Origin of the sequence: Acinetobacter sp. YH12231 (assembly GCF_013417755.1) — a bacterium.
Taxonomy (GTDB): domain Bacteria; phylum Pseudomonadota; class Gammaproteobacteria; order Pseudomonadales; family Moraxellaceae; genus Acinetobacter; species Acinetobacter amyesii.
Genome location: NZ_VPDJ01000005.1, coordinates 187,779 through 212,068, shown reverse-complemented (window position 1 = coordinate 212,068; position 24,290 = coordinate 187,779). Strand labels below are relative to the sequence as shown.

29 protein-coding genes, 3 tRNA genes and 1 pseudogene are annotated in these 24,290 nt (G+C 42.3%); 16 read left to right on the top strand and 17 right to left on the bottom strand.

What is annotated here, in order from left to right:
* Positions 1 to 169, top strand: a pseudogene (locus FTV11_RS03595) (IS5/IS1182 family transposase); the annotation flags it as partial.
* Between the two features lie 22 nt (positions 170 to 191).
* On the opposite strand, the gene FTV11_RS03590 reads toward FTV11_RS03595, so the two are convergent.
* The 10 genes from FTV11_RS03590 to FTV11_RS03545 all read right to left on the bottom strand — a co-directional run bounded on the left by FTV11_RS03590 (position 192) and on the right by FTV11_RS03545 (position 6,737).
* On the bottom strand, positions 192 to 1,265 hold the full coding sequence (locus FTV11_RS03590) for a GGDEF domain-containing protein (protein ID WP_180073394.1): 1,074 nt from the start codon (positions 1,263 to 1,265) through the stop codon (positions 192 to 194).
* Between the two features lie 377 nt (positions 1,266 to 1,642).
* Positions 1,643 to 1,921, bottom strand: a complete 279-nt coding sequence (locus FTV11_RS03585; RefSeq protein WP_180009286.1) for a hypothetical protein — start codon at positions 1,919 to 1,921, stop codon at positions 1,643 to 1,645.
* A 79-nt stretch (positions 1,922 to 2,000) separates the two neighbouring features.
* Positions 2,001 to 2,750, bottom strand: coding sequence for a hypothetical protein (locus FTV11_RS03580; protein ID WP_111885958.1), 750 nt, complete (start codon positions 2,748 to 2,750; stop codon positions 2,001 to 2,003).
* Between the two features lie 192 nt (positions 2,751 to 2,942).
* Positions 2,943 to 3,470: a hypothetical protein gene (locus FTV11_RS03575; RefSeq protein WP_373683023.1), complete on the bottom strand. Its 528-nt coding sequence runs from the start codon at positions 3,468 to 3,470 to the stop codon at positions 2,943 to 2,945.
* 193 nt (positions 3,471 to 3,663) lie between these two features.
* A complete protein-coding gene (locus tag FTV11_RS03570; protein WP_180025929.1) occupies positions 3,664 to 4,398 on the bottom strand; it encodes a class I SAM-dependent methyltransferase in 735 nt (244 codons plus the stop codon).
* Positions 4,399 to 4,503: 105 nt separating this feature from the next.
* Entirely contained in the window at positions 4,504 to 5,229 is a 726-nt protein-coding gene (locus tag FTV11_RS03565) for a hypothetical protein (protein ID WP_180010570.1), read from the bottom strand.
* 30 nt (positions 5,230 to 5,259) lie between these two features.
* A complete protein-coding gene (locus tag FTV11_RS03560; RefSeq protein ID WP_218950457.1) occupies positions 5,260 to 5,739 on the bottom strand; it encodes a hypothetical protein in 480 nt (159 codons plus the stop codon).
* Between the two features lie 112 nt (positions 5,740 to 5,851).
* Positions 5,852 to 5,927 (bottom strand) — tRNA-Phe (locus FTV11_RS03555).
* 137 nt (positions 5,928 to 6,064) lie between these two features.
* Positions 6,065 to 6,140 (bottom strand) — tRNA-Phe (locus FTV11_RS03550).
* A 207-nt stretch (positions 6,141 to 6,347) separates the two neighbouring features.
* Positions 6,348 to 6,737, bottom strand: coding sequence for a GNAT family N-acetyltransferase (locus FTV11_RS03545; RefSeq protein ID WP_078190486.1), 390 nt, complete (start codon positions 6,735 to 6,737; stop codon positions 6,348 to 6,350).
* A gap of 97 nt (positions 6,738 to 6,834) precedes the next feature.
* Between FTV11_RS03545 and hisB the strand changes: the two genes are divergently transcribed.
* The 10 genes from hisB (at position 6,835) to FTV11_RS03505 (ending at position 13,309) form a co-directional block, all read left to right on the top strand.
* Positions 6,835 to 7,428: an imidazoleglycerol-phosphate dehydratase HisB gene (gene hisB / locus FTV11_RS03540; protein WP_078190487.1), complete on the top strand. Its 594-nt coding sequence runs from the start codon at positions 6,835 to 6,837 to the stop codon at positions 7,426 to 7,428.
* Positions 7,428 to 8,045 carry an imidazole glycerol phosphate synthase subunit HisH gene (gene hisH / locus FTV11_RS03535; RefSeq protein WP_078193147.1) on the top strand — a complete coding sequence of 206 codons (618 nt, stop codon included), beginning with the start codon at positions 7,428 to 7,430 and terminating at the stop codon, positions 8,043 to 8,045. The genes hisB and hisH overlap by 1 nt, the downstream gene beginning before the upstream one ends.
* 130 nt (positions 8,046 to 8,175) lie before the next feature.
* Positions 8,176 to 8,685: a DUF805 domain-containing protein gene (locus FTV11_RS03530; RefSeq protein ID WP_111884526.1), complete on the top strand. Its 510-nt coding sequence runs from the start codon at positions 8,176 to 8,178 to the stop codon at positions 8,683 to 8,685.
* A gap of 230 nt (positions 8,686 to 8,915) precedes the next feature.
* Complete coding sequence (locus FTV11_RS03525) at positions 8,916 to 9,389, top strand: DUF805 domain-containing protein (protein ID WP_180066111.1); 474 nt, start codon at positions 8,916 to 8,918, stop codon at positions 9,387 to 9,389.
* Positions 9,390 to 9,563: 174 nt separating this feature from the next.
* Positions 9,564 to 10,229 (top strand): 3'-5' exonuclease, encoded by a 666-nt coding sequence (locus FTV11_RS03520; protein WP_180073393.1) that lies wholly within the window; start codon positions 9,564 to 9,566, stop codon positions 10,227 to 10,229.
* 433 nt (positions 10,230 to 10,662) lie between these two features.
* A complete protein-coding gene (locus FTV11_RS17055) occupies positions 10,663 to 10,872 on the top strand; it encodes a hypothetical protein (protein ID WP_257223153.1) in 210 nt (69 codons plus the stop codon).
* Positions 10,838 to 11,101 (top strand): hypothetical protein, encoded by a 264-nt coding sequence (locus FTV11_RS17050; RefSeq protein ID WP_257223152.1) that lies wholly within the window; start codon positions 10,838 to 10,840, stop codon positions 11,099 to 11,101. The genes FTV11_RS17055 and FTV11_RS17050 overlap by 35 nt, the downstream gene beginning before the upstream one ends.
* On the top strand, positions 11,074 to 11,427 hold the full coding sequence (locus tag FTV11_RS17045; RefSeq protein WP_257223151.1) for a hypothetical protein: 354 nt from the start codon (positions 11,074 to 11,076) through the stop codon (positions 11,425 to 11,427). Before FTV11_RS17050 ends, FTV11_RS17045 begins: the two co-directional genes overlap by 28 nt.
* Before the next feature lie 193 nt (positions 11,428 to 11,620).
* Positions 11,621 to 12,352, top strand: coding sequence for a 1-(5-phosphoribosyl)-5-[(5-phosphoribosylamino)methylideneamino]imidazole-4-carboxamide isomerase (hisA, locus tag FTV11_RS03510; RefSeq protein WP_180073392.1), 732 nt, complete (start codon positions 11,621 to 11,623; stop codon positions 12,350 to 12,352).
* A 69-nt stretch (positions 12,353 to 12,421) separates the two neighbouring features.
* On the top strand, positions 12,422 to 13,309 hold the full coding sequence (locus FTV11_RS03505; protein ID WP_180073391.1) for a DMT family transporter: 888 nt from the start codon (positions 12,422 to 12,424) through the stop codon (positions 13,307 to 13,309).
* Positions 13,310 to 13,397: 88 nt separating this feature from the next.
* Here FTV11_RS03505 and FTV11_RS03500 read toward each other — a convergent pair whose 3' ends face one another.
* From FTV11_RS03500 to FTV11_RS03490, 3 genes are read right to left on the bottom strand one after another with little or no spacing between them, the layout of a single operon-like run.
* A complete protein-coding gene (locus FTV11_RS03500; RefSeq protein WP_078190495.1) occupies positions 13,398 to 13,790 on the bottom strand; it encodes a hypothetical protein in 393 nt (130 codons plus the stop codon).
* Between the two features lie 39 nt (positions 13,791 to 13,829).
* Positions 13,830 to 14,456: a DUF1294 domain-containing protein gene (locus tag FTV11_RS03495; protein ID WP_180073390.1), complete on the bottom strand. Its 627-nt coding sequence runs from the start codon at positions 14,454 to 14,456 to the stop codon at positions 13,830 to 13,832.
* A gap of 27 nt (positions 14,457 to 14,483) precedes the next feature.
* A complete protein-coding gene (locus tag FTV11_RS03490; RefSeq protein WP_180073389.1) occupies positions 14,484 to 15,434 on the bottom strand; it encodes a homoserine kinase in 951 nt (316 codons plus the stop codon).
* A 110-nt stretch (positions 15,435 to 15,544) separates the two neighbouring features.
* On the opposite strand from FTV11_RS03490, the gene hisF reads away from it, so the two are divergent.
* Positions 15,545 to 16,306 carry an imidazole glycerol phosphate synthase subunit HisF gene (hisF, locus tag FTV11_RS03485; protein ID WP_373685396.1) on the top strand — a complete coding sequence of 254 codons (762 nt, stop codon included), beginning with the start codon at positions 15,545 to 15,547 and terminating at the stop codon, positions 16,304 to 16,306.
* Positions 16,307 to 16,679: 373 nt separating this feature from the next.
* Here the strand turns inward: hisF and FTV11_RS03480 are convergent, their stop codons facing one another.
* Positions 16,680 to 17,300 (bottom strand): hypothetical protein, encoded by a 621-nt coding sequence (locus tag FTV11_RS03480; protein ID WP_180073388.1) that lies wholly within the window; start codon positions 17,298 to 17,300, stop codon positions 16,680 to 16,682.
* 111 nt (positions 17,301 to 17,411) lie between these two features.
* Between FTV11_RS03480 and FTV11_RS03475 the strand changes: the two genes are divergently transcribed.
* Positions 17,412 to 18,422, top strand: coding sequence for an AraC family transcriptional regulator (locus FTV11_RS03475; RefSeq protein WP_168378986.1), 1,011 nt, complete (start codon positions 17,412 to 17,414; stop codon positions 18,420 to 18,422).
* A gap of 165 nt (positions 18,423 to 18,587) precedes the next feature.
* On the top strand, positions 18,588 to 19,274 hold the full coding sequence (gene aqpZ, locus FTV11_RS03470; protein WP_078190501.1) for an aquaporin Z: 687 nt from the start codon (positions 18,588 to 18,590) through the stop codon (positions 19,272 to 19,274).
* A gap of 98 nt (positions 19,275 to 19,372) precedes the next feature.
* On the opposite strand, the gene FTV11_RS03465 is transcribed toward aqpZ, so the two are convergent.
* A complete protein-coding gene (locus FTV11_RS03465; RefSeq protein WP_180065221.1) occupies positions 19,373 to 19,621 on the bottom strand; it encodes a hypothetical protein in 249 nt (82 codons plus the stop codon).
* 117 nt (positions 19,622 to 19,738) lie between these two features.
* On the bottom strand, positions 19,739 to 20,827 hold the full coding sequence (locus FTV11_RS03460) for a DNA/RNA non-specific endonuclease (protein ID WP_078193159.1): 1,089 nt from the start codon (positions 20,825 to 20,827) through the stop codon (positions 19,739 to 19,741).
* Between the two features lie 263 nt (positions 20,828 to 21,090).
* Between FTV11_RS03460 and FTV11_RS03455 the strand changes: the two genes are divergently transcribed.
* Positions 21,091 to 21,807 carry a hypothetical protein gene (locus FTV11_RS03455; protein WP_180073387.1) on the top strand — a complete coding sequence of 239 codons (717 nt, stop codon included), beginning with the start codon at positions 21,091 to 21,093 and terminating at the stop codon, positions 21,805 to 21,807.
* A 251-nt stretch (positions 21,808 to 22,058) separates the two neighbouring features.
* On the opposite strand, the gene FTV11_RS03450 is transcribed toward FTV11_RS03455, so the two are convergent.
* Entirely contained in the window at positions 22,059 to 23,939 is a 1,881-nt protein-coding gene (locus FTV11_RS03450; RefSeq protein ID WP_078193161.1) for a potassium transporter Kup, read from the bottom strand.
* 122 nt (positions 23,940 to 24,061) lie between these two features.
* Between FTV11_RS03450 and FTV11_RS03445 the strand changes: the two genes are divergently transcribed.
* Positions 24,062 to 24,152 (top strand) — tRNA-Ser (locus FTV11_RS03445).
* The last annotated feature ends 138 nt before the right edge of the window (positions 24,153 to 24,290 follow it).

Sequence of the window (24,290 nt, the reverse complement as noted above, 5' to 3'; positions counted from 1 at the left end):
TAGCAATGATGATATGGACTGGTATATGTATAAAATCAGACATTTAGTTGAAAATGCATTTTGTAGATTAAAACAATTTAGAGGAATTGCCACAAGATACGATAAGCTAAAACGTAACTATCAAAGCGCTGTTGCTTTAGCTTGTATATTTATATGGTTGCCTCTTTAGCTCAATTTATCGGCTGTAAATGTCAACACACCCTAATAAAACTCGCGCGTGGACTACAATTTTTTAAGATTTTTGCCAAATGCACCAAAACACTGTCCCCCATTTGGTGTCCATATTGGTCATTAATTTTTTTAAAATTATCGACATCGAGCAAAATGACACAGCCTTTATCAACCGCACCCTCTATAAATATTTGTTCTTTAAAGGCATGGCGATTTTTCAGTCCCGTCAACTCATCGCAAAAACTTACACGTTGCAAAGCCAAATATAGACGTTTATTTCGTGCATACAGCTCACAAATAAACAGAAAAATGATCAAATAAATACCCAATGCCAAACGATAAGAACTGATCCGCGAGAGCATATGTACCTGTGCATCCGACCAATATTCCCCAGCCAATGGCATGGCACCATACCAGCCACAGATCAGCGTCATTAAGCCAATCAGCCAGCAAAAGGTTTTGAAGTCATATTTGATCGCGTAGTAACACATCAATAAAGGCAAGACCATGCAAGCATAGAAGATCTGATCATTTGAGATCACATATTGGACGGCCAGTGCCACGATCAGATAGCCATAATCCACCCACGGCACATTTATCCAGCGCTGAACACCAAACAGTAAACACACCACAGCCAAACTTGTTGCAAATTGCTCTAGAAAATAATCAACAAAGGCAAAGTATTGGTTGTCCATCTGAAAGCACGCCACAAACAAGAGACTGCCTGCAAAAGCACTCACGATACTCGGAACAGCTAACATTAGGGTTCGCTTAAAGCGGCGTTTTTTTAAATGGCTCAGCGCTAAATAGGCTTTAATAAATACCCAAATCTGAAATGCCGAAATCGCACACAGGAGAAATTTATCTTCTAAGATTTTGGCAGGATCGACCATCAGCGAAGCCACAAAGATCGCACTAAAAGCATAGAGCACGATCAGTAAATCGTGGCTTAAATGCTTCCGCATTAAAATCATGCCATAGGCAGCAAATGCATTTACCACCCAAACAGGGCTAATGAATAATTCATAGGTATAGCCTATCGACACCAATGAAACCGCACATATGGCAAGCCATAGCAGTATTAATTTTTTCATACGCTAAAAAAATCATCTCTAAAGATGGCGATAAACCTTTCATTCAAAGCCAATCGGTCTAAGGTTAGAATGTTTGCAAGTTCAATACAGCTCAGCTTCTTATGAGTTATGGGCTGCTGGCTAAAAATTTATGTTTAAATTTTCGGCGTATTTTAAGTGATTTAAGTCACACTATTGGTTGATAGTTGTATTAAATTTGCAAATCCAATGCCTCAGGACAATTTTAGGGCTCACGTTTTCTGCGCCATTCATACTAGCTCAGACCACGCTCCCCCCAATTAAGTTCGCTAGCAACAAAAAAAGCCATCCGCTAAAGGATGGCTTTGAATTGCATAACATATCTCGAAGCTGTGCTGAATAATTTGAATGAAAAGGACTTATTTTAATATTTGTAATTGTTCCATCAACCAAGCCATGTATTTGTCTTGATCCATAAAGTCAGGCGCCATCCCTGTATCCAAACTATAAAATTGTTGATTAAATTCAATCACAATCTGTTCAGTCAGATGCCAATCTTCAATCATGCGAAAATATTGACTGAAGAAAAAACGGTTCTTACCCCAATTGTTTAAACTTTCCAACCGTGGATATTGGCGGTTCGCGATAAAGTCGATATAGACCTGCTGAATATCATCAAAAATCTGAATAGCTCGCATGAGCATGGACCTCTATATGATGTAAAACCCTGCTATAAGCCACTTTATCGCGCAAATTTGAAAGAGTGATGACAGTCAGTTAAAGCTTTTGTTTCAACTCTGAACGGTTCTTTTGGCGGATCTCATCCATTTGTGCATTGAGTGCTAACATCTCTGTATAAAGCTGATTAAACTGCTTTAAAGGCGCATCTTCATAGAACATAAATAATTTATTTTTCTTTTCCCATTTATTGGCTTTCAGCACAGCAAAGAGCTCATCAGCCTTCGCCAAGCTTTGCTTTTCTAACTCAAATAAAGCATGCGACTCATCACTATCACGACTGTCTCTTAAACTCTGCGCAATTTGCTGACGAAACACCTGTTTGACCGCCAACTGTTTGGCCTGCGCTAAACCATTTTCCTCTTGCTGTGTGGTTTTTTGTTCATAAGCATCGACCACTGCATGCACCTGCTGCAGCATTTGCTCAGTCTCTTGATATTGGTTTTTTTTATCTTTTAATAAGCGATCGATATCGAGAAATTTATCCCAATTCAGTGCTTTAAGATCACGAATATATTGATTCCGCGCTTCTGCACGCTGCAGCATTTGGCTCAAAATAAAATCCGACATGATTTTATAATCCCCCGTTAGCCGTGCATCTGTCACATTGAGTTGTATCGGCTCTTCCCAGTGCTGAGCTTGCTGAAAAATTTGCTCGGTTTTTTCACGCAAAACCGTTTCATAGGTCGAGAGTTGCACAGCTTCTTTTTGCTGTACTGAATATTGATAAAACATCCATCCAAAGACCAATACCGTAGCACTGGCCAAGACAACAAAGATACGCGGCATAATGAGCTCCGAATGCCCTTTTATTCAGTTTAACCAAAAGTTTGAAGATTGACGATAAAATAGCCATGCTTTTTAAGAAGGCTATTTGAAAACATCAATGTAAATAGACTTAAATTGCGCATGCCATCAAAACGAAAATTCATGGATAAAACATGAATTTTCGCCTTCAATGTACTGTAGAGATGTATTCGATTATGGGGTCTTAATCGGATTGGTATTTAACTGACGGTCGATGTTTCCGAGATTGATTTGCTCACGACTGATTTGCACATTGGTCGCATTACGGTCAATCCCAAAGGGTTGCAACATAATATATAAACCATTGCGTGGGTCAGAAGACTGCAAACCTGCGGCAATATTTAAAACATGCTGTTGCATCAAAGGCGATAAATTCGACATATCTGGCACTGCTGTGGCAGGTAAGATATCAATATTTGACACGATTGTTGCATCGACACCTTTGTTTTGAGTATCACGCTCAAGTTGCATCACCCGTTGCTGTAAGGCTTTACGGCGATCCACCTGCTCTTGATACTCAACAATGCCCGTCTCTGCACGCATTTCACGCTCTGCCATAATGGTTAAAGCAGGCATCTGAATAGCTTGTTGTTCGGTTTCATCAGCTTTTGTAGTGGCTTTTTCCGCAGCCAATGTACTCATAGCCGTCATTGCTGCACTAACAAAAACCAAAACGGAAACAGATTTAGGGAGATTCATCATGTTCATTCCAAGAGATTTAAAAATAGAAAATTGAAAAAATTTACACTGCTATTATTGTACAACAATTAATCAATTTACCAGATTTAACCCCGACAAACGGCAGGATAGCACAGCTAGTTTAAACCTCACGTTGCTCATTCTGGACTTGAGATATCATCCTTTACCTATCTGCATTACCACTGCTTTTTCTTTTTTATACTGTTCCAATTCTTAACAGCACAGGAAATGACAAAGCAAACTCTTGCTGCGGATGACGGCTAAAGAAGTCGTGCAAAGCTGCACATGGTTGAAGTATCGGATGTTGCTGTTGATAATGTTTTAACCCAGACCATGTTTGCAAATAGTCCAAAATTTGCTGTGAACTCCACCTGTAATTTAAAAACAGCTGAGGTGTCGCTAACTCCTGAAATGGAAACGGAATACTGCGATATTCTTCGTCGATGTAACAACGTTCAGTATCCCAATAGCCTTTTAACGTGACAAAATACAGATCCTGTAAAAGCTGGTTCAATTCCGCGTGTTCAAATTGAATCAGACCATAACCCACAATGGCGATATGACCTTGGGGTTTCAATACGCGTCGTACTTCTGCATAAAATGCAGCAAAATCGAACCAATGAATCGCTTGCGCGACTGTGATTAAATCCGCTGAATGGTCGGCAAGCGGACAATGTTCGGCGCTAGCTTGCTCATAACGCACATTGTCTAAATTGGGTGCTTGTGCCAATTGCTCAGCACTCAGATCTGTCGCTAAAACCTGTTGAAAATAGGGTGCCAAACCTTTGGTAAATTGACCTGAACCTGCACCGCAGTCCCATGCCAGTTCACGCACGGCAACATGCTGCAAGATGCTATCGACGACTTCAGCAGAATAACTTGGACGTGCTTGTTGATACAGCGCACTCCCTGTAGAGAAAAGATCTTTCATTGCGGGGATTCATTGGTTGTTTTTTTATCACTTTAATCGAATTTTTAGGGTCGGAAACTAGCACTTAAGTCATAGCTTCAGCGATAAAATTTGAGCTTCAAATATTTACTCAATCACATGCTGTATATAAAAACTGGTCTGCGCAATCGGGCTTAATTGATCATTCATTTGATAATATTTCACATCATAATGACCAGTTTTCCATCCAGTCATAGGATAGAAACTCACCCAGTTTTGTTGCTGTTGCTCACTGACTTTGCGTGGCGTAAAGAGCAGCACTTCACCGCTATCACGATGCGTCCAACGCACCATGACTTGCGTATTGTTTGGAACTTTACCCAAGGTATCAAAATGTGCATATAGTGGCTGTGTGACATAGATTTCACGAGGTAAAACCTGATCTACATCTAACTGTGATTGTTCTGTCACATAGGCCTGCCCTGCCAATCGCTGCTGCGGATCATTTTTAGCTTGCAGAAACTCGTCTAACATCTGCTGCGCAAACTGTTGCTTATTTTGAATCCCTGCAAAACTGTAATTGGGAAATGCCTGCTGTAAATATCGCCCCAATTGTTGATCTGAAGTCTGCTGAATAATGCTCTTTAGCTGACGATGTTGGCTTTTGAGTTGTTGCTGTATATCTTTAGAATGAGGTTGATCCGAGGCATCTTGATCTAAAGCCAAGAGTGCCACAGGATTACTCGTCGCCAAAGTTACAAGCGAGTGCTCAGGTGGCGGCGACGTCAAGCTTGGTTGGTCATTCCACGATGCCGCAATATAGCCCAGTGCAAAACAGAGCAGTCCAATCGCCGCATATTGAAGTCGCTTCAACTGTCACTCCACGAATCTATGTTCATTTGATTAAAGCCTACAGCGGAGCACTTCTGTGCCGACAATATATTCACCAGAGCTCATCGTCGTACCCGTGTTAATCACCTGATTTAAGCTAAAGTTAGATCCAACTTTTAATTTAAGCAGACCATTATCACATGCTGCAGTTATTCTGCTGCCCGATTTCATATTGGATACACAGCCCGTTTTGGTCACGGCAAAAATTGTTTGCCCTGCGGAAATACTGGTGCTGCATGATGCTGTGATTATTTTATCGAGCGATGATTCACAAGAAGAACAATTGCCATTATCACAAAGCGCTGCTGCATTTTCACTTTTACATTCATAGGTCACACCATTTTGAATAATGGTTTTAGAATAGGAAGAATCGACATTACTGCCGCCCCCGCCACCACATGCGCTCAGCAAGACACTCATACCGATCAAAACAGGAAATAATATTTTCTTCACAACCTTAACTTTTATTTTTAATAATTTTCTAATAGCCATTGGGCTCATCATCTGGCATCGATTGTATCAGTTAAACTGTGCGAAATATCAACAACTAAAAAACAGCAGACGAAAAAAAACCTCAAACAATCGTTTGAGGTTTTTTTGAATATGGTGGCGAGACCCAGGATCGAACTGGGGACACACGGATTTTCAATCCGTTGCTCTACCTACTGAGCTATCACGCCGATGCGGTGTATTAAGCCGTATCTCAGTTAATTAGTCAATCATATTTATAAAAATATTTTTCGTATGCATATTTTTTAGGCAAAAAAAATCCCTGATGGGATCAGGGATTGATAAACTGAAAAATCAGTTTTGAATATGGTGGCGAGACCCAGGATCGAACTGGGGACACACGGATTTTCAATCCGTTGCTCTACCTACTGAGCTATCACGCCGATGGGGCGTATTAAACAATTTCAGTCTCATGGCGTCAAGCATCCGTTGCGATTTTTTATGCAAATGTTTATTTTTAAATCAATATTTCACATTATTTGCTTATTTTTTGAGTGATTTCAAATTTCCACAGCTGAAATTACAGTGACGAAACTGTATTTATCCAACAAAAAAGCAGCTCAATGGCTGCTTTATTATTGGAGGGCAGGTTATTCAGCCGCAGTAATTTTTCCAATGTGTGCCAAACAGCGGTGGATCGCGCCACAACCTGGTTCAAAAGTTTTCACCCCTTTTTCTTCTTCCATACGGGTGGCCTCACTGACCAAGCGCTCTGCAACACCACGCCCACGATTTGCAGGGTGTACCACAATATATTCAAGGGTTTTGCTTTCACCTTGGCCTGTACACCAAATCGCACCAATCAATTTTGTATTAAATTCTGCAGTATAAACTAAGGTATACTGAGCTAAGTTCTGCTCAAGTTGTTCAATCGCATCGGAACCGTCGCTAAACTCAGGGCTGGTGTCATACAGTCGCTCAAGCTGGCTGCGCACTTCATCATTTTCTAAAGAAGTATAGGCATGTACGGTAATAGGCATTGATAAACCCTCCTGAGCAATCTAATATGCGGTGACTTTTCGTCACAGCGAAAATATTTTTACATCAATCATTTTGACGTATTTGAGGAACGTGTCTATGACAGATCGTATCAGTGAAGTGGTAAGAAACACCAACGAAACCAAAATTCGAGTTCGTGTGAATCTTGATGGTACTGGTCAAGGCACTTTAAACACTGGTGTTCCATTTTTAGATCATATGATTGATCAAATCAAGCGACATGGTCTGTTTGATATTGATATTCATTGTGATGGCGATCTTGAAATTGACGATCATCATACCGTAGAAGACTGTGGGATTACACTGGGCCAAGCCTTTGCTCAAGCACTGGGCAATAAAAAAGGCTTACGTCGCTACGGTCACTTCTATGCGCCACTTGATGAATCACTGAGTCGTGTTGTGGTTGATTTATCTGGCCGTCCGGGTCTTTGGATGGATATTCCATTCACTCGCGCACGCATCGGGACTTTTGATGTGGATCTTTTCTCTGAATTTTTCCAAGGTTTTGTGAACCATGCGTTAATGACGCTGCACATCGACAACCTAAAAGGCAAAAACAGCCACCACCAAATTGAAAGCGTATTTAAAGCCTTTGCCCGTGCATTACGTATGGCGTGTGAAGTTGACCCGCGTGCCGAAAATACTGTTGCGTCTACCAAAGGAACATTGTAATGACCCGTATTGCCCTTCTTGACTATGGCATGGGAAATCTTCACTCAGCAGCAAAAGCCCTCGAACACGTGGGTGCAACTGTTGATGTCACCAATGATCCTAAGCTGATTGCACAAGCAGATAAAATTGTGTTCCCCGGTGTGGGAGCAATGCGTGACTGTATGCAAGGCATGCATGATGCAGGCATTGATGAAGTGGTCCGTAAAGCGGCATTTAATAAACCTGTGCTTGCGATCTGTGTCGGTATGCAAGCCCTAATGCAGCATTCCGAAGAAAATGGCGGTGCAGATGCATTGGGTATTTTTGAAGGTTCGGTTAAACGCTTCCCTGATGTAGAGGGATTAAAAGTGCCGCACATGGGCTGGAACCAAGTGCATCAGGCAGACCCTAGCCATCCGATGTGGAAAAACATTGAGCAAGATGCACGTTTCTATTTCGTACATAGCTTCTATGTAGAGCCGCAAGATTCAAGCATTGTCGCTGCTACCTGTGACTATGGTTTGGAATTTTGTACCGCAATTCACAAGGAAAACTTGTTTGCGACACAATTTCACCCAGAAAAAAGTCATACAGCCGGTCTGCAATTGCTGAAAAACTTTGTGGAATGGGATATTTAAAACTCCTTCACCGCAAAAAAGCCCGCTCCTTGTGGGCTTTTTTGTACAGTTTATTTTTCATCCTTTTATTTTCTACATATTCATTTTAGAATTTGCCTACTTATAAAAATACCAAAGCCTAGGAATAATAATGAATACCTTCACATCTGACTCACCGACCCAAGCCAGTGGTCGCTTTAGCCGTCGCGCATATCTTGCATGGAATCTACTTCTCGGCATTATTTTTACGCTAATTGCTGTTGTGGTCGGCCTGCTCATACCCGGTGCGCAAAATGCGCTGACTGAGGGTGCTATGTCAACGCCACTCATGATTATTTTCTTTATCATGTATGCCATCGTCATTTATTACAGCGTCATTTTCTTAATCCGTCGTTTACATGACCGAGACCATTCAGGATGGCTTGCACTGCTGATCTTAGTTCCTGTAGTGAATATATTGTTTGCGCTCTATGTGTTATTTGCACCGGGTAATAACGGTAGTAATAGCTTTGGACAACCACGCCCGACCAAAGGCTGGGAAACCGTGCTGGCTGTTTTGTATATCGTGGTGTTTATAGTCGGGATACTTGCTGCGATCATGATTCCGTCTTACCAAAACTATGTGATCCGCTCTCAACAAACCACGATTCAACAACAATAATGATAAATCATTAGATGCCGCCGAGATCGTCCTAAACAGCAATACTTCTACTCAAACAAGCTCACACAAGTGGGCTTTTTTTGTACTTTACCTTTATAATCAACGCGCTTTTTTGGTACAGGATCAAATCCTGTACTTTTTCACATTTTTATGTCGTTTTTAGCTCAATTTTTTTGCGGCTAAAAATGAATGATAACTATACTTTTTACGATAATTTAAGATCATTTAATATGAATAATTCACCCAATATAAACTCTGGTTGGAACCGTGACGGTCGTTTTAATCGCATGTCTTTTATCGGTTGGAATGTCTTCTATGGCCTCATACTGAGCATATTGATGCTACTGATCGTCAGCATGATGCCCAATACCCTCAATGCCCTAATAGCTCATGCTGAAAATCCAATGACGCAAGTGATTGGATTGATCCTAAATATTTTAATGCTGATCCCTTTGATGATTTTTTCAGTACGTCGTTTGCATGACTTTAATCTCTCAGGCTGGTTTGCACTCTTAGAGCTGATTCCGTTGCTCAATATCGTCATGTGCATTGCGCTGATGCTCATCCCGGGGTCTGCAAATGCCAATCAATATGGTGAGCCACGTGAATCCAAAACATGGGAGGTGGTTCTCGCCTTTCTCTTTATCGGTTTATTCTTACTGATCTTGGTAAATGTATTATTTACTGCGCGTTTTCTGTTTTAAGTTACTGTCTTTAAATCTCTTGGTCACTGTGTTTAAGTGCCCTCGTCACTGTCATAGCAACGCGCTATGACAGGCAGGTGAGTCAATGGCTCATGCTCAACGCCACATCTCGGTATTTGCATTTCCCTACTAAACGCTCTAGGCTGCAACAACAAGCCTTTGAATTAAATCACAATGACTGATGCTCTACCGACACCTATTTTGCCAACAAAAGAACAGATTAAAAATTTTCCATTGTTCCAAAATTTAGTGCCAGAGCAGATCCATGTCATTCACAATGCAGAACAATGCCAACACTGGGCCGATGAATTGCAGACGACTGCCTTATTCGGTTTCGACTCTGAATCTAAGCCGACTTTTCGTAAAGGTGAGGTCTCTACCGGTCCACATTTAATCCAACTTGCGACGGCGCAACAGGCGTGGTTGTTTCAAATGAACGAATGCACTTGGGATTTTTTAAGACCAATCTTGAGTAATCGGGATCAAATTAAAGTAGGTTTTGGCTTAAAAAATGATGCGCATTTATTTCGTAAAAAAGGCATCGAACTGAATAGTGTCTTGGAACTCTCCAAGTGCTTTGCTTCTTTTGGCTTAACCCAACCCGTCGGTTTAAAAAATGCCATGGCACTGCTTTTTCTTGTAAATTTTCCAAAATCTAAATCGGTCAGCACCTCGAATTGGGCCAAAAAGCGCTTAAATCCAGAACAAATTCGTTATGCCGCTGCCGATGCTTATGCCCCTGTTTTGGTCTTTGAAGAATTATTACAACGTGGCTTATTACCTAAAACCATTCCCAATACCTCCCTCAAACTAAGAATTCGTCCGCACATGAAATTATAAACCCTTAATTATTTTAATGATTTAATTTATATTCAGCGATGTAACCACTCTGTAACTGGATATTGCCCCAATCTATGGCATGACCAAGTGCAAAGATCGGCTGAAGAGTGCCAATGAATTTGCAGTTTATTTGCGCTAAAGATTTGAACAGTACGTTATTGCTTTAAAAATAGTCACAGCACAGCCTAAAAACAATAAAATTGCACCTTTTAAGTACATTTATATCTTTGATTTAACTCATTTTAATTACATTAATATACATTTGTATTTTTATTCAACTAAGGTTTTGATCTCTCTTGGTTTTCTAGCAGAATTACATGATTTATCTCATTCTTTCTATACTTTCATAATTTGTTTTCATCAATCTCCTTTTGCTAAAACAAGTCTGCAAAATACATAACACATCATAATTTAAAAACTTGGAGAACCTGACATGTTGAACTTATTTACAGGAAAAATCAGCGGTGTACTCAGCCTGACTTTACAAGGGATCAGTAAAGCGGTTGGACTGGTTTTAAATACTGTTTTGGATACTGTAGACAGCGTTTTAGAGACCGTGAGTAGCTTAACAGCCCCCTTAACGGATGCACTGACTGAGCTTCCACTCATTGGGGGGGACCATCGAAAAAGTACTGGCAGTTGAAAATCAGTTGGTCGGCACCTTAGGCGATGGCTTACATGCGGTAGCCGATCAACTAGCGACAGGTGATCTTCTCGGCGGTGTACAGACCGCTCTCAATGGCATAACTGGTGTGGTCGGTCAAACTGTGACTGAAGTTGCAGGTTTGGTTGATCATCTCAGTGGGGGGCTGCACCAATCACAGACGCACTTTCTGACCTGCCATTGCTGGGCGGTCTATTGGATGCAGTAGGCGAAACTACAGGCAATTTAACAGGCTTGTTGGCTGAAACGGGCGGCTATGTAGCCAGTATTGATCCTACCGAATTATTAACAGCTGTCCTGAATGCTCCTTTAACAAGTGTAGGTGGTGTCGTGCAAGATGTTTCAGGCACTTTAGATGCCTTACTGGATGACATTGCACCGATTACATCGATTGCCACTGAACTTCCTGTGGTCGGTGATCTTGTTCAAGTGGTCGGTGAAAGTACCACAGTCCTCAATCATGGCTTGTACGATGTCGGTAGCTTACTTCAGTCCGTAAACAGCGATTTATTACAAACAACCGCTTATATTTAATGACTCAAAACGCGAATACACAGCGCATTTTTATAGATCAAGAATAAAATCCAATCCTTTATTCGCACTAGCCTGACCTATGTCAGGCTTTTTTAATTCATCAATTCTGATATTAGCATTTAGTGAATAGCCGTTTATTTGATAAGATTAGGCACAAATTCATTCTTAATTTGATTGAGCAAGGAGCGAAAGCATGCTGATCATCCCTGCAATTGACCTGAAAGATGGCAAATGTGTCCGTTTAAAACAAGGTCGTATGGAAGACGATACCGTATTTTCTGACGATCCAGTGGCAACTGCACAGCATTGGGTAAATGAAGGCGCGCGTCGCTTACATTTGGTAGATTTAAACGGTGCTTTCGCTGGTACACCGATTCATAAGCCTGTGGTTGAAGCGATTGCTAAAGCACAGCCTGAATTGCCAATTCAAATTGGTGGTGGTATCCGCTCTCTTGAAACCATTGAACACTACCTTGATGCAGGCGTATCGTTTGTCATCATTGGTACAAAAGCGGTAAAAGAGCCTGAATTTGTTGAAGAAGCGTGCAAAAAATTTGCAGGCCATATCATTGTTGGTATCGATGCCATGAACGGCATGGTGGCAACAGATGGTTGGGCAAATGTCACAGACGTGAAAGCTACTGATTTGGCAAAACGCTTTGCAGATGCTGGCGTATCAAGCATTGTCTACACCGACATCGCACGTGATGGCATGATGCAAGGTGTGAACGTTGAACAAACCGTTAACCTTGCAAGGTATTCAGGCTTACCTGTTATTGCATCGGGTGGCGTGACCAACCTTGACGACGTGCGTAACTTAAAAGGCCAACCGGGTATTTTAGGTGCGATTACCGGTCGTGCAATTTATGAAGGCACATTGAACCTTCGTGAAGCTCAATTACTGCTTGATCAACAAAGCTTGTAATTTTCCCGAGCAGAAAAGAGGTCTTCGGGCCTCTTTTTTTATTTCTCCTCTTCAAACAATCAAATACACATGTCAACCGTCCAATCTGCTTGGAAAGCCAAGTTTCCGCAGCTCGCACTCATCCTGATTACCATGATTTGGGGCGCCAGTTTTATCACCGTGCAATACGGTTTAAATTTTAGCAGTCCAGTGCTGTTTGTCGGTCTACGTTTTGCCGCAGCTACACTGGCTGTGAGTCTGTTATCGCTCAAATATCTTAGACACTTTTCTCAATATGATGTCGTTGCGGGCGCAAGTATCGGCACGGTGATTGCGATCGGCTATGCGACGCAAACAATCGGCCTGCAAAGCATCAGCAGCAGTGAATCGGCTTTTTTAACAGCGCTGTATGTACCGCTGGTGCCGATTTTTATGTGGCTGTGTTTTCAGCATAAACCGCATGTGATGACATGGCTAGGTGTGTGTTTGGCTTTTGTTGGTTTGGTCTTTTTAACTGGTAATGGTTTTGGCGCCATTCAGCTCAACTTTGGACAAATCATTACGCTGCTCGGGTCGATTGCCATTGCCTTTGAAATTATCTTGATCAGTTATTTTGCACCCCGCGTCAATCTGCGCAGAGTGACGGTTCTACAGTTGGCATTTGCCTCTCTGTTCTGTTTCTGCTTCGCTCCACTGGTGGGTGAAACCACTTTGCCAACATTTGAATGGCCATTAATCGCTGTACTCTGCGGATTGGGGCTGGCCAGCGCCGTAATTCAACTGGTGATGAACTGGGCGCAGCGCATGGTCGATTCTGCACAGGCAGCAATCATCTATGCAGGTGAACCGGTTTGGGCCGCTATCATTGGGCGGCTTGCAGGTGAACGCTTAACACCGCTCGCTCTCATTGGCGGACTGTGTGTTGTTCTGGGTGTGATTGTGAGTGAATGGCGGCCGAAATGGTTAAAGAAACGCTAATTTCAGCTTCCACTTTTACATTAAAAAGCGACCCATTAGGTCGCTTTTTAATGCCAAGATTTTTATGCCAAAAAGTTCTGAACTCGCATTAGTCATACATCGGTCTGTTGTCATTGACACGAATTAAACCTTTAATCGCGCGGTACACAATCCATAACCAAGACAGTCCGATCACCGTGACACAGAAGGTACTCGCTCCCAGTGCCACACCCGCAAAGGCATTGGCATTATTGCCGGTAAAGAACAGAAAAATAAAAGGCACGAAAGCAATGATGTTCCAAATGAGATACCACCAAAATGTGCGAATCTGCCAAGTAAAATGGCTTTCAAAAATCGTACCGCGGACATCACTGCGTTTGACGTAATTGATAATCAGCGCGAGGACCGCAAGCAAGCCGGCAGAAAAAATCGCCACAATATAAAGAATATACAAAATTATCGTGAGCAGGCGGTTTGGATCTTTATCAATGGAATAATTCATTTCGCTCTCCGTCATGATGATTTTGCGGATCATTCCACCCTAGATATGCAGAATATTAAATGGTGAAATTAACCATAAAATCAGTAATATGTTAAAGGCTATGGTACAGAAATATATTTTTCGAAACGGTTGTTTTTGTGTTTTATGCCGCAAACGTTGCTGAGCCAGCCATGCCGCCGGCCACCCACCTAAAAAAGATAAAAGATGCAGTGTATTTTCTGGCACACGTCGGTTCCCCATTTGCGCAGCTTCTTTATCTTGAGCATAGAACCAATAGGTCAGGATATTGATAATACTCACAAAAAGTAGCACCATACCACTGAGTAAACCCGCCACAGACAAGCCCGCCAAGGCTAGGATATACATGATGCACAAGATTTGCATCGGCTCTGCCTGACGCGGCATCTGCACCACATTTTTTTTATTGGGGCGTTGTGCAGCTTTGGTTTGTGAGGCTTTTAAATAATGCACTTGCTGCGCACGAAAGCGTCCGCGTTCGTCTAAGATCACAGCATAATCCAACGCGCAGCCCACGATTGGTCGTGGGCCGGGACGGGAAAAGTCTTTAATGTGCAAAAATACGCGATCTTTGGTGCTATCGTTCGGTTGAATGAAGCCGTAGCCCTTATCATCAAACCATTCTACTAAGCGTCCTTGATCACGCATGCTTTTCCCTCTCGTTGTTTTTAAAATTTATGCTGTGACGAATTTTAATCGTTCAATCAGCATATTACGCATTTCAGCAGGGTTTTTCTGCAAAATATCATCCCCTGTACGGCCTTCTGCAGCATTTTTCTGTGCCACCTGTAAACGCATCATCCAGAAGCGACCCGCCGCCATTGCCAAATATAACTCTAGACATGATTTTTCATCTGCGGTTAATGGGCGCACGCTTTCATATGCATTTAAAAAGGCAATGGCTTTGTCTTCATTCAAATGCACATCCGGATATTCAGTACAGAAGTCATTTAAAGTAATAGCAATATCAAACAAGAGTTCGTCTTTATTTAACTCATAAAAGTCTAAAATACCGTTGAGTTGATCGCCTTCAAATAGAGTATTGTCACGGAACAGATCAGAATGAATAAAACCGGCAGGACGATTTGGATACATCGCCGTTAAGATGTCATATAAGCCCAACAGATTGTTGAGCAACGTGGTATCTGCTTCATTTAATGTTGGACGAATATCGCGTGAAACTTGTAACCAATAAGCATGATCACGATATTCTGCACGTTCCAAAGGGAAGTCTTGTAGAGCCACATGCATTTTCGCTTGGGCAACAGCAATCACTTCTGCTTGCGCTAAGCTCGCAGGCATCGGATGTTGACCGTGCATGCGTGGCGCAATCTGAGCAGGTTTATCCTTTAAGCTATGAATCGCTTTACCTGAATGATTCAGCGGTACAGGCACAGCTAGACCAGCCTGCCCCAAATGTTCGAGTACAGGCACCAGCTCCCCTGCACCTTGCTCGTCCATCTCTTCAAAAACGGTTAATACATACTGCGTGCCATTTTCGCAAACAATAAAATAGTTGGTATTTTGAATACCGCCTTGAATCGGAATCAGGTCAATCACCTCCAGTCCATAAGGTGCTGCAAAATCCTGAACTTCCTTTAAAGTCAAAGTGGTATAAACCGACATAGAAAACCTGCGAAAAAACTTACATATTTTTGATAGAATAACCGCTCCGACTACTAAGGTGTAGCATCTAAGTCGCGAAGTTTCATAATCGGCTGTTATTTTTGGAAAAAATTATGCTTGCTAAACGTATTATTCCTTGCCTCGACGTGGACAACGGTCGTGTAGTGAAAGGTGTTCAATTTCTTGATATTCGTGATGCAGGCGATCCAGTTGAAGTTGCACGCCGTTATAACGAACAAGGTGCGGACGAAATTACCTTCTTAGACATCACCGCAACCTCAAATGGTCGTGATACTACTTACCGTACAGTAGAGCGTATGGCTGAGTCTGTATTTGTGCCATTAACAGTCGGTGGTGGCGTGCGTAAAGTAGAAGATATCCGCATGTTATTAAATGCGGGTGCGGACAAAGTTTCGATTAACTCTGCGGCTATTTATAATCCTGAATTTGTACAAGAAGCCTCTCAGCGTTTTGGCGCACAGTGTATTGTGGTTGCTATTGATGCGAAAAAAACCGGCGATAATAAATGGGAAATTTTCACCCACGGTGGTCGTAAAGAAACCGGTATCGATGCCATCGAATGGGCGGTAAAAATGGCGGACTTCGGTGCAGGTGAATTACTCATCACATCGATGGATGCTGATGGAACCAAAGCTGGTTATGACATTGAACTGATGCGTAATATTAATGACCGTGTGACCATTCCAACCATTGCTTCTGGTGGTGTCGGTAATCTCCAACATTTGGCCGATGGTATTTTAAAAGGCGGTGCAGATGCGGTGCTTGCAGCCTCTATTTTCCACTTTGGTCAACACACCATTCCTGAAGCGAAAAAATATCTAGCAGAACAAGGCATTGAAATGCGCCTTTAATTGATTCATTTTCAATGAAGATTTAAAAAGAGCGATGATTCGCTCTTTTTTTGTTTTGATGTTTTTGATGCAAAGCATTGATTTGTAGCAGCGAATCGTCGATTTAATTCATCAACGATAGACATAAAAAAAGGAGCCTTGTCGGCTCCTATAAACCAAGAAAAACTACAGCACTTGGTCTGATACTTAAAACAAATGAAAAAATATACATAGCAACTTCATCAATCAACTCGTCGTGTACAAGCCTTTTGATGATTTAAATATAGGGCATTTACACTGTATTTGATTGACAGTAGATTCATAATTTATTGACAAATTGCGACAGCTCAAATGGGTAGCAACGCTCGTTGTCAAAACGCACAGTGCATTCATATTAGACCGTTTCAAGAAGTGCAACTGGCTTTTCACGCTCAGCGACCCACTTTGCAGGAAATACCCGATTGACCCAGTGTGACAATGGTTTCGCAATCGCTGTCGGTAGTAACACACCCAATGGGTTCTGTTCCTGTAATTTTGCCGAGGAGATCACCCGCGTCCCTAAAATATAATCAAACCACGGCTTAGTCACACACCAATTGGCATCCTGATTTGAGTTCATATGGTGGTCATAGTGCCATGGAATCTTTTTCATCGCCCACTCTGGCTCAAGATGTGCGCGACGATGGATATAATAATAATTCCCTGCGCAATACAGCACCGACAAACTTATTCCTTTGGAAATGGGATAAAACAGCGGGACAAATACAGCTGAAACTGCCACCAGAGACAATATTTCATTTTTCGTGCGCCAGTTCTGTATACCTTCAACATAGCCATGATCATGAAAATCTGTTTTTCGAACTTCACGATGATGTTCCCAATGTGATTTCATGCTTTTCGGTACTGGACTAAAACGTGGCATGCCTGACCGATGTGTCCCATGCAAAACATATTTATGCGCGAACCATTCAAAGGCATTGGCGACGACCAACCCTGCAATAAAACCTTTTAACATGACCAATATCTCCTTTTCTTAGCTCCACTATAGGTAATGAAGAGGGCTAGATATTGACCGTTTTTTTTAATATTATTGACAAAACACGACAAAATTTAGAATTAAAAAAATATGCAACAACTCAAGGACTATACAGGATCGGTCTATGGAGGACTGGGCCATTTGCTCTATGCTTATCACCAAGCTCAAGGCATTGCCATTCCTGAAAAACTGAATAAAGTTCAAAACTTAGAACGTTTTGATTATGCCGTTTGGCGTGATTTATTGATGGATTTAGATCAAAAGATCCAAAAGCCAGCGCTGGGTTTAGAAATTGCAGAACATGTGCAACCCAAACATATTGGCATCATTGCGTATATTGCCCTGTCCTGTGAAAACTTAGGCGAAGCGCTGCTCCGCTACCATGATTTTCATCGCTTAATCTTCGATGGTAGTCCATTGCTGATTGATATTCAAAATGATTTTTTCTCGATCGGTTGGAATGATTTACCCATGAATATGGCCAATCAATTGACCGATGAAATTGCGATTGCCTTAATGCTGCAGTTTCTAAAATTATTCATGCGTTTTGAAGATATTAATTTACACGAAGTGCATTTTCATAATCCTGCACCGAAAAATGTCGCTCAGTATGAACAATATTTTCGCTGTAAAGTTCGATTTTCCCAAGAAAAGTCGAAGGTTATTATTCCCATTCAAGAACTGTCTCGCCCCTTTTCCCAAGGCGATCAGACCTTACAAAAACTGTTAATGCAACAGGCACAGTCTTTATTGGAAAAGCTGCCGAATACCACGCAAATCGACCAACGCTTACAGCAAGCCATCTTAATGGGTTTACAAAAAAATCAGTTCCAAATTGAACATGTCGCTACTCAACTGAATCTGTCCGTCCGACAATTACAACGCCATTTACAACAACAAGGCAGCACCTATCAGCAACGCATGCAGGAGGTCCGCTGTATGATGGCTGAAGAATTTTTAAGAGACCCACATTTAAGTTTGCAAGAAATTGCGCTACTGCTGGGTTATTCAGAACAGAGTGCATTTCAACGTGCGTTTAAACAATGGCGAAATTTAACCCCACAGCAATGGCGCTTATCGCAAATTGAAGCAGTAAGTTAAAATGTGACGCAGTTATCATTTTATATATTGTGATTTTCAGCAAAATCCATTAAAGCTATGCATATTCAATAAATGAATAAAACAACACTTCACAACTAGATTGCACTCATGCTGAGTGAAAGATTGAAAATCTATTCCAAATGACAAAAACAAATAGAGTTTTAAATGAATAAATATTTAGCAGAACTGATCGGTACGTTTTGGCTGGTCTTTGGTGGTTGTGGTAGTGCGGTCTTGGCTGCGGCCTTTCCTGAACTTGGCATTGGCTTCGCAGGCGTGGCACTGGCCTTCGGTTTAACGGTGTTAACGGCTGCTTATGCGCTGGGTCATATCTCAGGGGGACATTTTAACCCTGCCGTGAGTATCGGCTTGTGGGCCGGTGGTCGTTTTGAAGCCAAAGAACTAGCACCCTATATTATTTCTCAATTGCTGGGTGCAACCCTCGCCGCATTTATTCTATTCATCATTGTACAAGGTCAGGCTGGATTTACAGGCGTCGGCGGTTTTGCCACCAATGGCTATGGTGAATTATCTCCGGGCAAATACTCTATGCTCTCAGCCTTAATCATTGAAATTGTGCTGACGGCTGGCTTTCTGATTGTGATCATGGGAGCAACAGATAAACGCGCCCCTGCTGGCTTTGCCCCAATTGCGATCGGTCTTGCGCTTACATTGATCCATCTCATCAGCATTCCCGTCACCAATACTTCGGTCAACCCAGCGCGTAGTATGGGTGTGGCATTTTTTGCTGAAACTGCTGCACTATCACAAGTTTGGCTATTTTGGGTAGCCCCAATCATTGGCGCAGTGATTGGTGCGGTCATCTATAAACTGATGGCAAAAGACGCATAAATAGAAGAAGACACTATAAAAAAGCTCACAATCTGTGAGCTTTTTTTTCATTCATCCCGAATTGAGCATTGCTTCCTTCGACGGTCGATGACACAGCATTAAAGAAATGGATTTTCCACTTCGTTTTCTTCACCGCCCTGCGCTATTTTTTCAGCTAAGTTGGTTTCTGCCTCAAGCGTTGACACCACATCATTGAAAAATGCCTGTAAAGCTTTCGCTGCAGCTAAACCAGCTTGGTCTTTCGTCACCTGTAAGTTGCCATAAATATTAATTCGATCTTGGCCATTTTCTAATGTTAAGTCATGAATTGCATGCGACGCTGTGTCATTTTCAAATGCTTTAAACATGTTGGATATCCTTGTTTTTTGTTGTAGTGATGCAGCAATAGAAATACGTGAAAAAGATTTCAACTGCAAGCAATGATCCTCTTCATCACTCGCAGTTCAGCGCTATTAGCTGCTCGATTATTTCAAAATCTGTAGCAGATATTGCAAAATTTCTTCAATCAATTGTTTGACCAAGGCATCTTGATTGTTGTCATTTTCACTGCTTGCCATGGATGTCTCTCCCACAGAACCACCACTCGATTTAAACTCTTTTTGCAAACTTAAAATCTTGTCTTCTGCGACATCTGCAGCACACTGGCTTTCAGCATCCCAATGCAAATAAGCGATATCTTGATTTGCTTTTACTTGGGTGGCTTTGAGTGGCAAACGGTAGGTATTACGCTTTTGGTCTTCAGTTAATTCTGGAAAGAAATTAATTCCAGTCAGTTCTTCTAGCGCACAAATACTCATGACTTTGACTGTCGGTGCCGTATCACGCAAGGTATTGTCCGCATAGTACACGCCTGCAACACCTTTTTTCGGCAAATAGATCGCCTTATAAGTAGCGGTCGGCACGATGACCCCTTGCCCGATGGTTTTTAATTTTTTCGCACTGTATACCGGCCCCGTTACCACATAGACATCTTGCTTTTGTTTGGTCACTATCGCCCGTGTGGCTTCTTCTAACTCACGCCACACTTGCTGATTATTTTTTGGAGCTTGCGGCACCATATTGGCCAAAGAAAAACTATCTAACTGCGCCGCTTTATTGGGCATATCGGCATTGGGCGCCATGTGTCCACGGTCATAGCCTGAAGATTTATAGTCTGACAGCAAAGCCCGATATTCAGACGGCACGCGAGTCTCTTCATGAAAGTTATCTTCACGCGGAATTTTTTGACTCAGGCGTGCGGGGGTTAATGCTTCTGCAACCCAAAGCGGTGTCTTGGATATCCCTGAATACATGACATTAAAGCCATTAAAACACAGTGGAAAACTGTTTTTATGTAGGCTTTCACGGACCAAATAAGGTGGCACTTCACGATAAAATTGGTCCAAACAGGCGCTATTTGAAGTGCTGCTCATAGAAACAAGTTGTTGAATTTTTTCTTGCCCGAAAGCAATAGCAAAGCTTCCTGTTGCCACCAGACCCAACAGCACTTTTATGCCATTTTGCCCAAATAACTGTGAAAGTGGATTTGCTGAATTGCGTTTCTTTTTGACCATGACTTACAACAATGACTTCTAAAAGGACTATTTTTCCGCAGCTTAGCAAGGGTGCATATTTTAGTACACTTTTCTTTTTTAATTTGCTTAACAATCACACAAATATTGTTTAACAAAGCAGCAGTTGATGTAACTTTATGTCGCAGTTGTGCAGTTCTTTATAGGAGGTCATGAAGCAGTTGCGTATGTTTCATTGAATTCGCCTCAAGAATTATGACAAGGTAAAAATACGAAAAATTGCGATAAAAATATACGGAGTGATTATGCATTCTAAAATTTTAGGTTTAGGTTTAATTTCAGGTTTAATGAGCGCAGCAGCATTTGCAGAGCCGCCGATTCAACCCGGTGATACATTAGAAAGCTTATCTAAAGTCAAAATTGTGACCACCGTGAATGGTCAACCTGGTTCCATTCAGGACTTAGTTTCAAGTGGCCAAGTTCAATTGGTTGAAGCTCCTGCCGGACAAGTCAATGCCGCTGCAACAGAACAGCCCTTAAACCCTGAACAGGCTCAGGCAAACCAAATCGATCCGAATGCCCCTGCAGTCCCTGCAAATGCTGAACAAGCCGTGACTGAAGCGGAAAATGCACTCGCAAATGAACAACAAAGTGTAGCTGCTGCACCTACAGAGCAGTCCGTTCCAACTGAACAAACAGCAGTGGCCAATACACCTGAAGCCGCGGTAACTGAAGCACCTGTGGAAACAGCACAGCAAGCACCTGAAGCCGTATCAGCGGATAACAACGCTGCACCCGTCATTGCCTCTTCTGCAGAAGCGCCAGTGAATGCCGATAGCGCATCGGCTGCATTGCCTGAAGCTCCTCAAGGACAACAAGATGCTTTTATGGCAGCACCTGAGACTCAAAGTGTAAATCCTGCAGATGCATCAATTCAAGCCAACCCAGAAGCACCTGTTGCTGACGAAGCCATCCAAGCTGCGCCTGAAGCCTCTGCAGATGTAGACGCGACAATCAACTAATCAGCGTATTTTCAAGGATGAAATAACGCAACATCTTCATTCTGTTGTTTTGCTCGCATACTCCTCCCAGGAAAAAGCAACATCTTCATTCTGTTGTTTTGCTCGCATACTCCTCCCAGGAAAAAGCAACAGAATGATCTCTATGTCTTTGGACTAAATAAGTTCAATTATCACAGATAAAAAAAGCCAGAATTGATCTGGCTTTTTCGTGTCTAACTTTTAAATCTATGCCTAAAAGTTCAATCTACGTCTTAAATTTCAATCTGACTTCCCAACTCAACCACACGGTTGGTTGGAATTTGATAAAAATCGCTGACTGGACTGGTATTTCGCTGCATAGAGATAAACAGCTTTTCTCGCCAAGGTGCCATGCCTTCACCCAAGGTATGAATAATACGGTCTCTGGAAATAAAGAAACTGATTTGCATTAGATCAAATTCAAATCCCAATTCACGATACGCATGCTCCAAAGCGGCAGGAATATTCGGCTGATCTTTAAACCCATAAAACATCGTGATTCGATAGAATCGATCATCTAGTTTTTCCGTGATCACCCGCTCATTTTCGGGTACAAATGGCACATCTCGGGTGTTGACCGTAACCATAATATTGCGTTCATGCAGAACTTTGTTGTGCTTAATATTATGCAACATGGCATGAGGCACGATCTCAGGCGTTCCTGTCAAGAATACGGCATCACCTGGAACAAACTTGGTTTCACTACCCATGCTGACACTGCGAATAAACAGGTCAATAGGCAAAGCATCTTTACCGAGCCGATTGAGCACCAATGCCCGTCCATCTTTCCACGTCATTAAAATCGTAAACAATACCGCACCAATCAGGATTGGAACCCAACCGCCCGCTGCGATTTTTAATGATGTCGATGCAACAAAAATCAAATCAATCAATAAAAATGGAACTGCAAAAATCGCCACTTTCCAAACCGGCCAACGCCATAAACCATAAGCTAAAACTGAGATCAAAATCGTACCGCAGAGCATGGTCATGGTCACAGCTACGCCGTACGCACTGGCCAAATTCGCACTGTTTTCAAACAGCAAGATCAAGATCAGCACCGAGATAAACAATGCCCAGTTAATAAATGGTAAATAAATCTGACCACGTTCAACTTCAGAGGTATGTTTCACTGTCAAACGCGGCAAGTAACGCAATTGAATCGCCTGATTGACCATAGAGAATACCCCTGTGATCACCGCTTGAGAGGCAATCACCGCGGCCGCAGTTGCCAAAGCAATCATTGGATACAGTGCCCATTCAGGAATCAGCATATAGAATGGATTGGCTAAAGCTTCAGGATTACGCAGTAGCAAAGCACCTTGACCCGCATAGTTCAACAGCAAGCACGGCATCACCACAATAAACCATGCCAAGCGGATTGGGAGTCGGCCAAAATGTCCCATATCGGCATAGATTGCCTCACCACCCGTCATCGTCAAGATAACCGCACCCATAGTCAAAAATGCAACATAAGGCTGCTGTACCACAAAATTGAAAGCCCAATGCGGACTGATCATGGTCAACACAAATGGCGTTTGCGAAATACTCCATAACCCAAATCCGCCAATGGATAAAAACCACATGAGCGTCAATGGACCAAAGAATTTACCCATCGTGCCTGTGCCATGGCGTTGCACTAAAAATAGCCCCGCCAAAATACCAATCGATAAGGGTTGCAGCCATTGGTTAAACATCGGCGTCGCAATACTTAAACCTTCAATCGCAGATAACACGGAGATTGCGGGGGTAATGATCCCATCACCAAAGAACAAAGATGCACCAATAAAGCCAAGGGCGATCAGGTAGATTTTTTTGTTTTCGGCAATTCGTGTGGTTCGTAGATTCAAGGCCAACAGCGACATAATACCGCCCTCGCCATTGTTATCTGCACGCATGATGATGCTGACGTATTTAAAACTAATCGTCAGCATGATGCACCAGAAAATCAGGGACAGAATACCCAGCACAGACGCTTCGCTAATCGCCAAGTGTGCTGTGAGGAAACATTGGCGCAGCGCATATAACGGGCTCGTCCCAATGTCTCCGAATACTACGCCCAAAGCTGCCAAGGTGATGGCAGGCAATGCGGCTTTTTGTGCAGTACTTTGCATATAATTGTCTTCAATTTAGACAGGATTTTTGCGAATCATAGCACCGCTCAAGATGTTTTTGTCTAATTCAATTGTTTCTCTTGGCAGAATATATTTTTTTCGCTATTATCCACCGCGCAAAAGGTGAAGTGTCCGAGTGGCTGAAGGAGCACGCCTGGAAAGTGTGTAAACGTTTATAGCGTTTCGAGGGTTCGAATCCCTCTTTCACCGCCAAATTCAACTCTTATGAAGTCCCATAAGGTCTAAAAAAGCTTAAATCTAAAGGGTTTAAGCTTTTTTTACGTCTTATACAATCTACTTGATCTATTGCAAGCTTGATGCAGTTGGGGGTATAACTAGGGGTATAATATT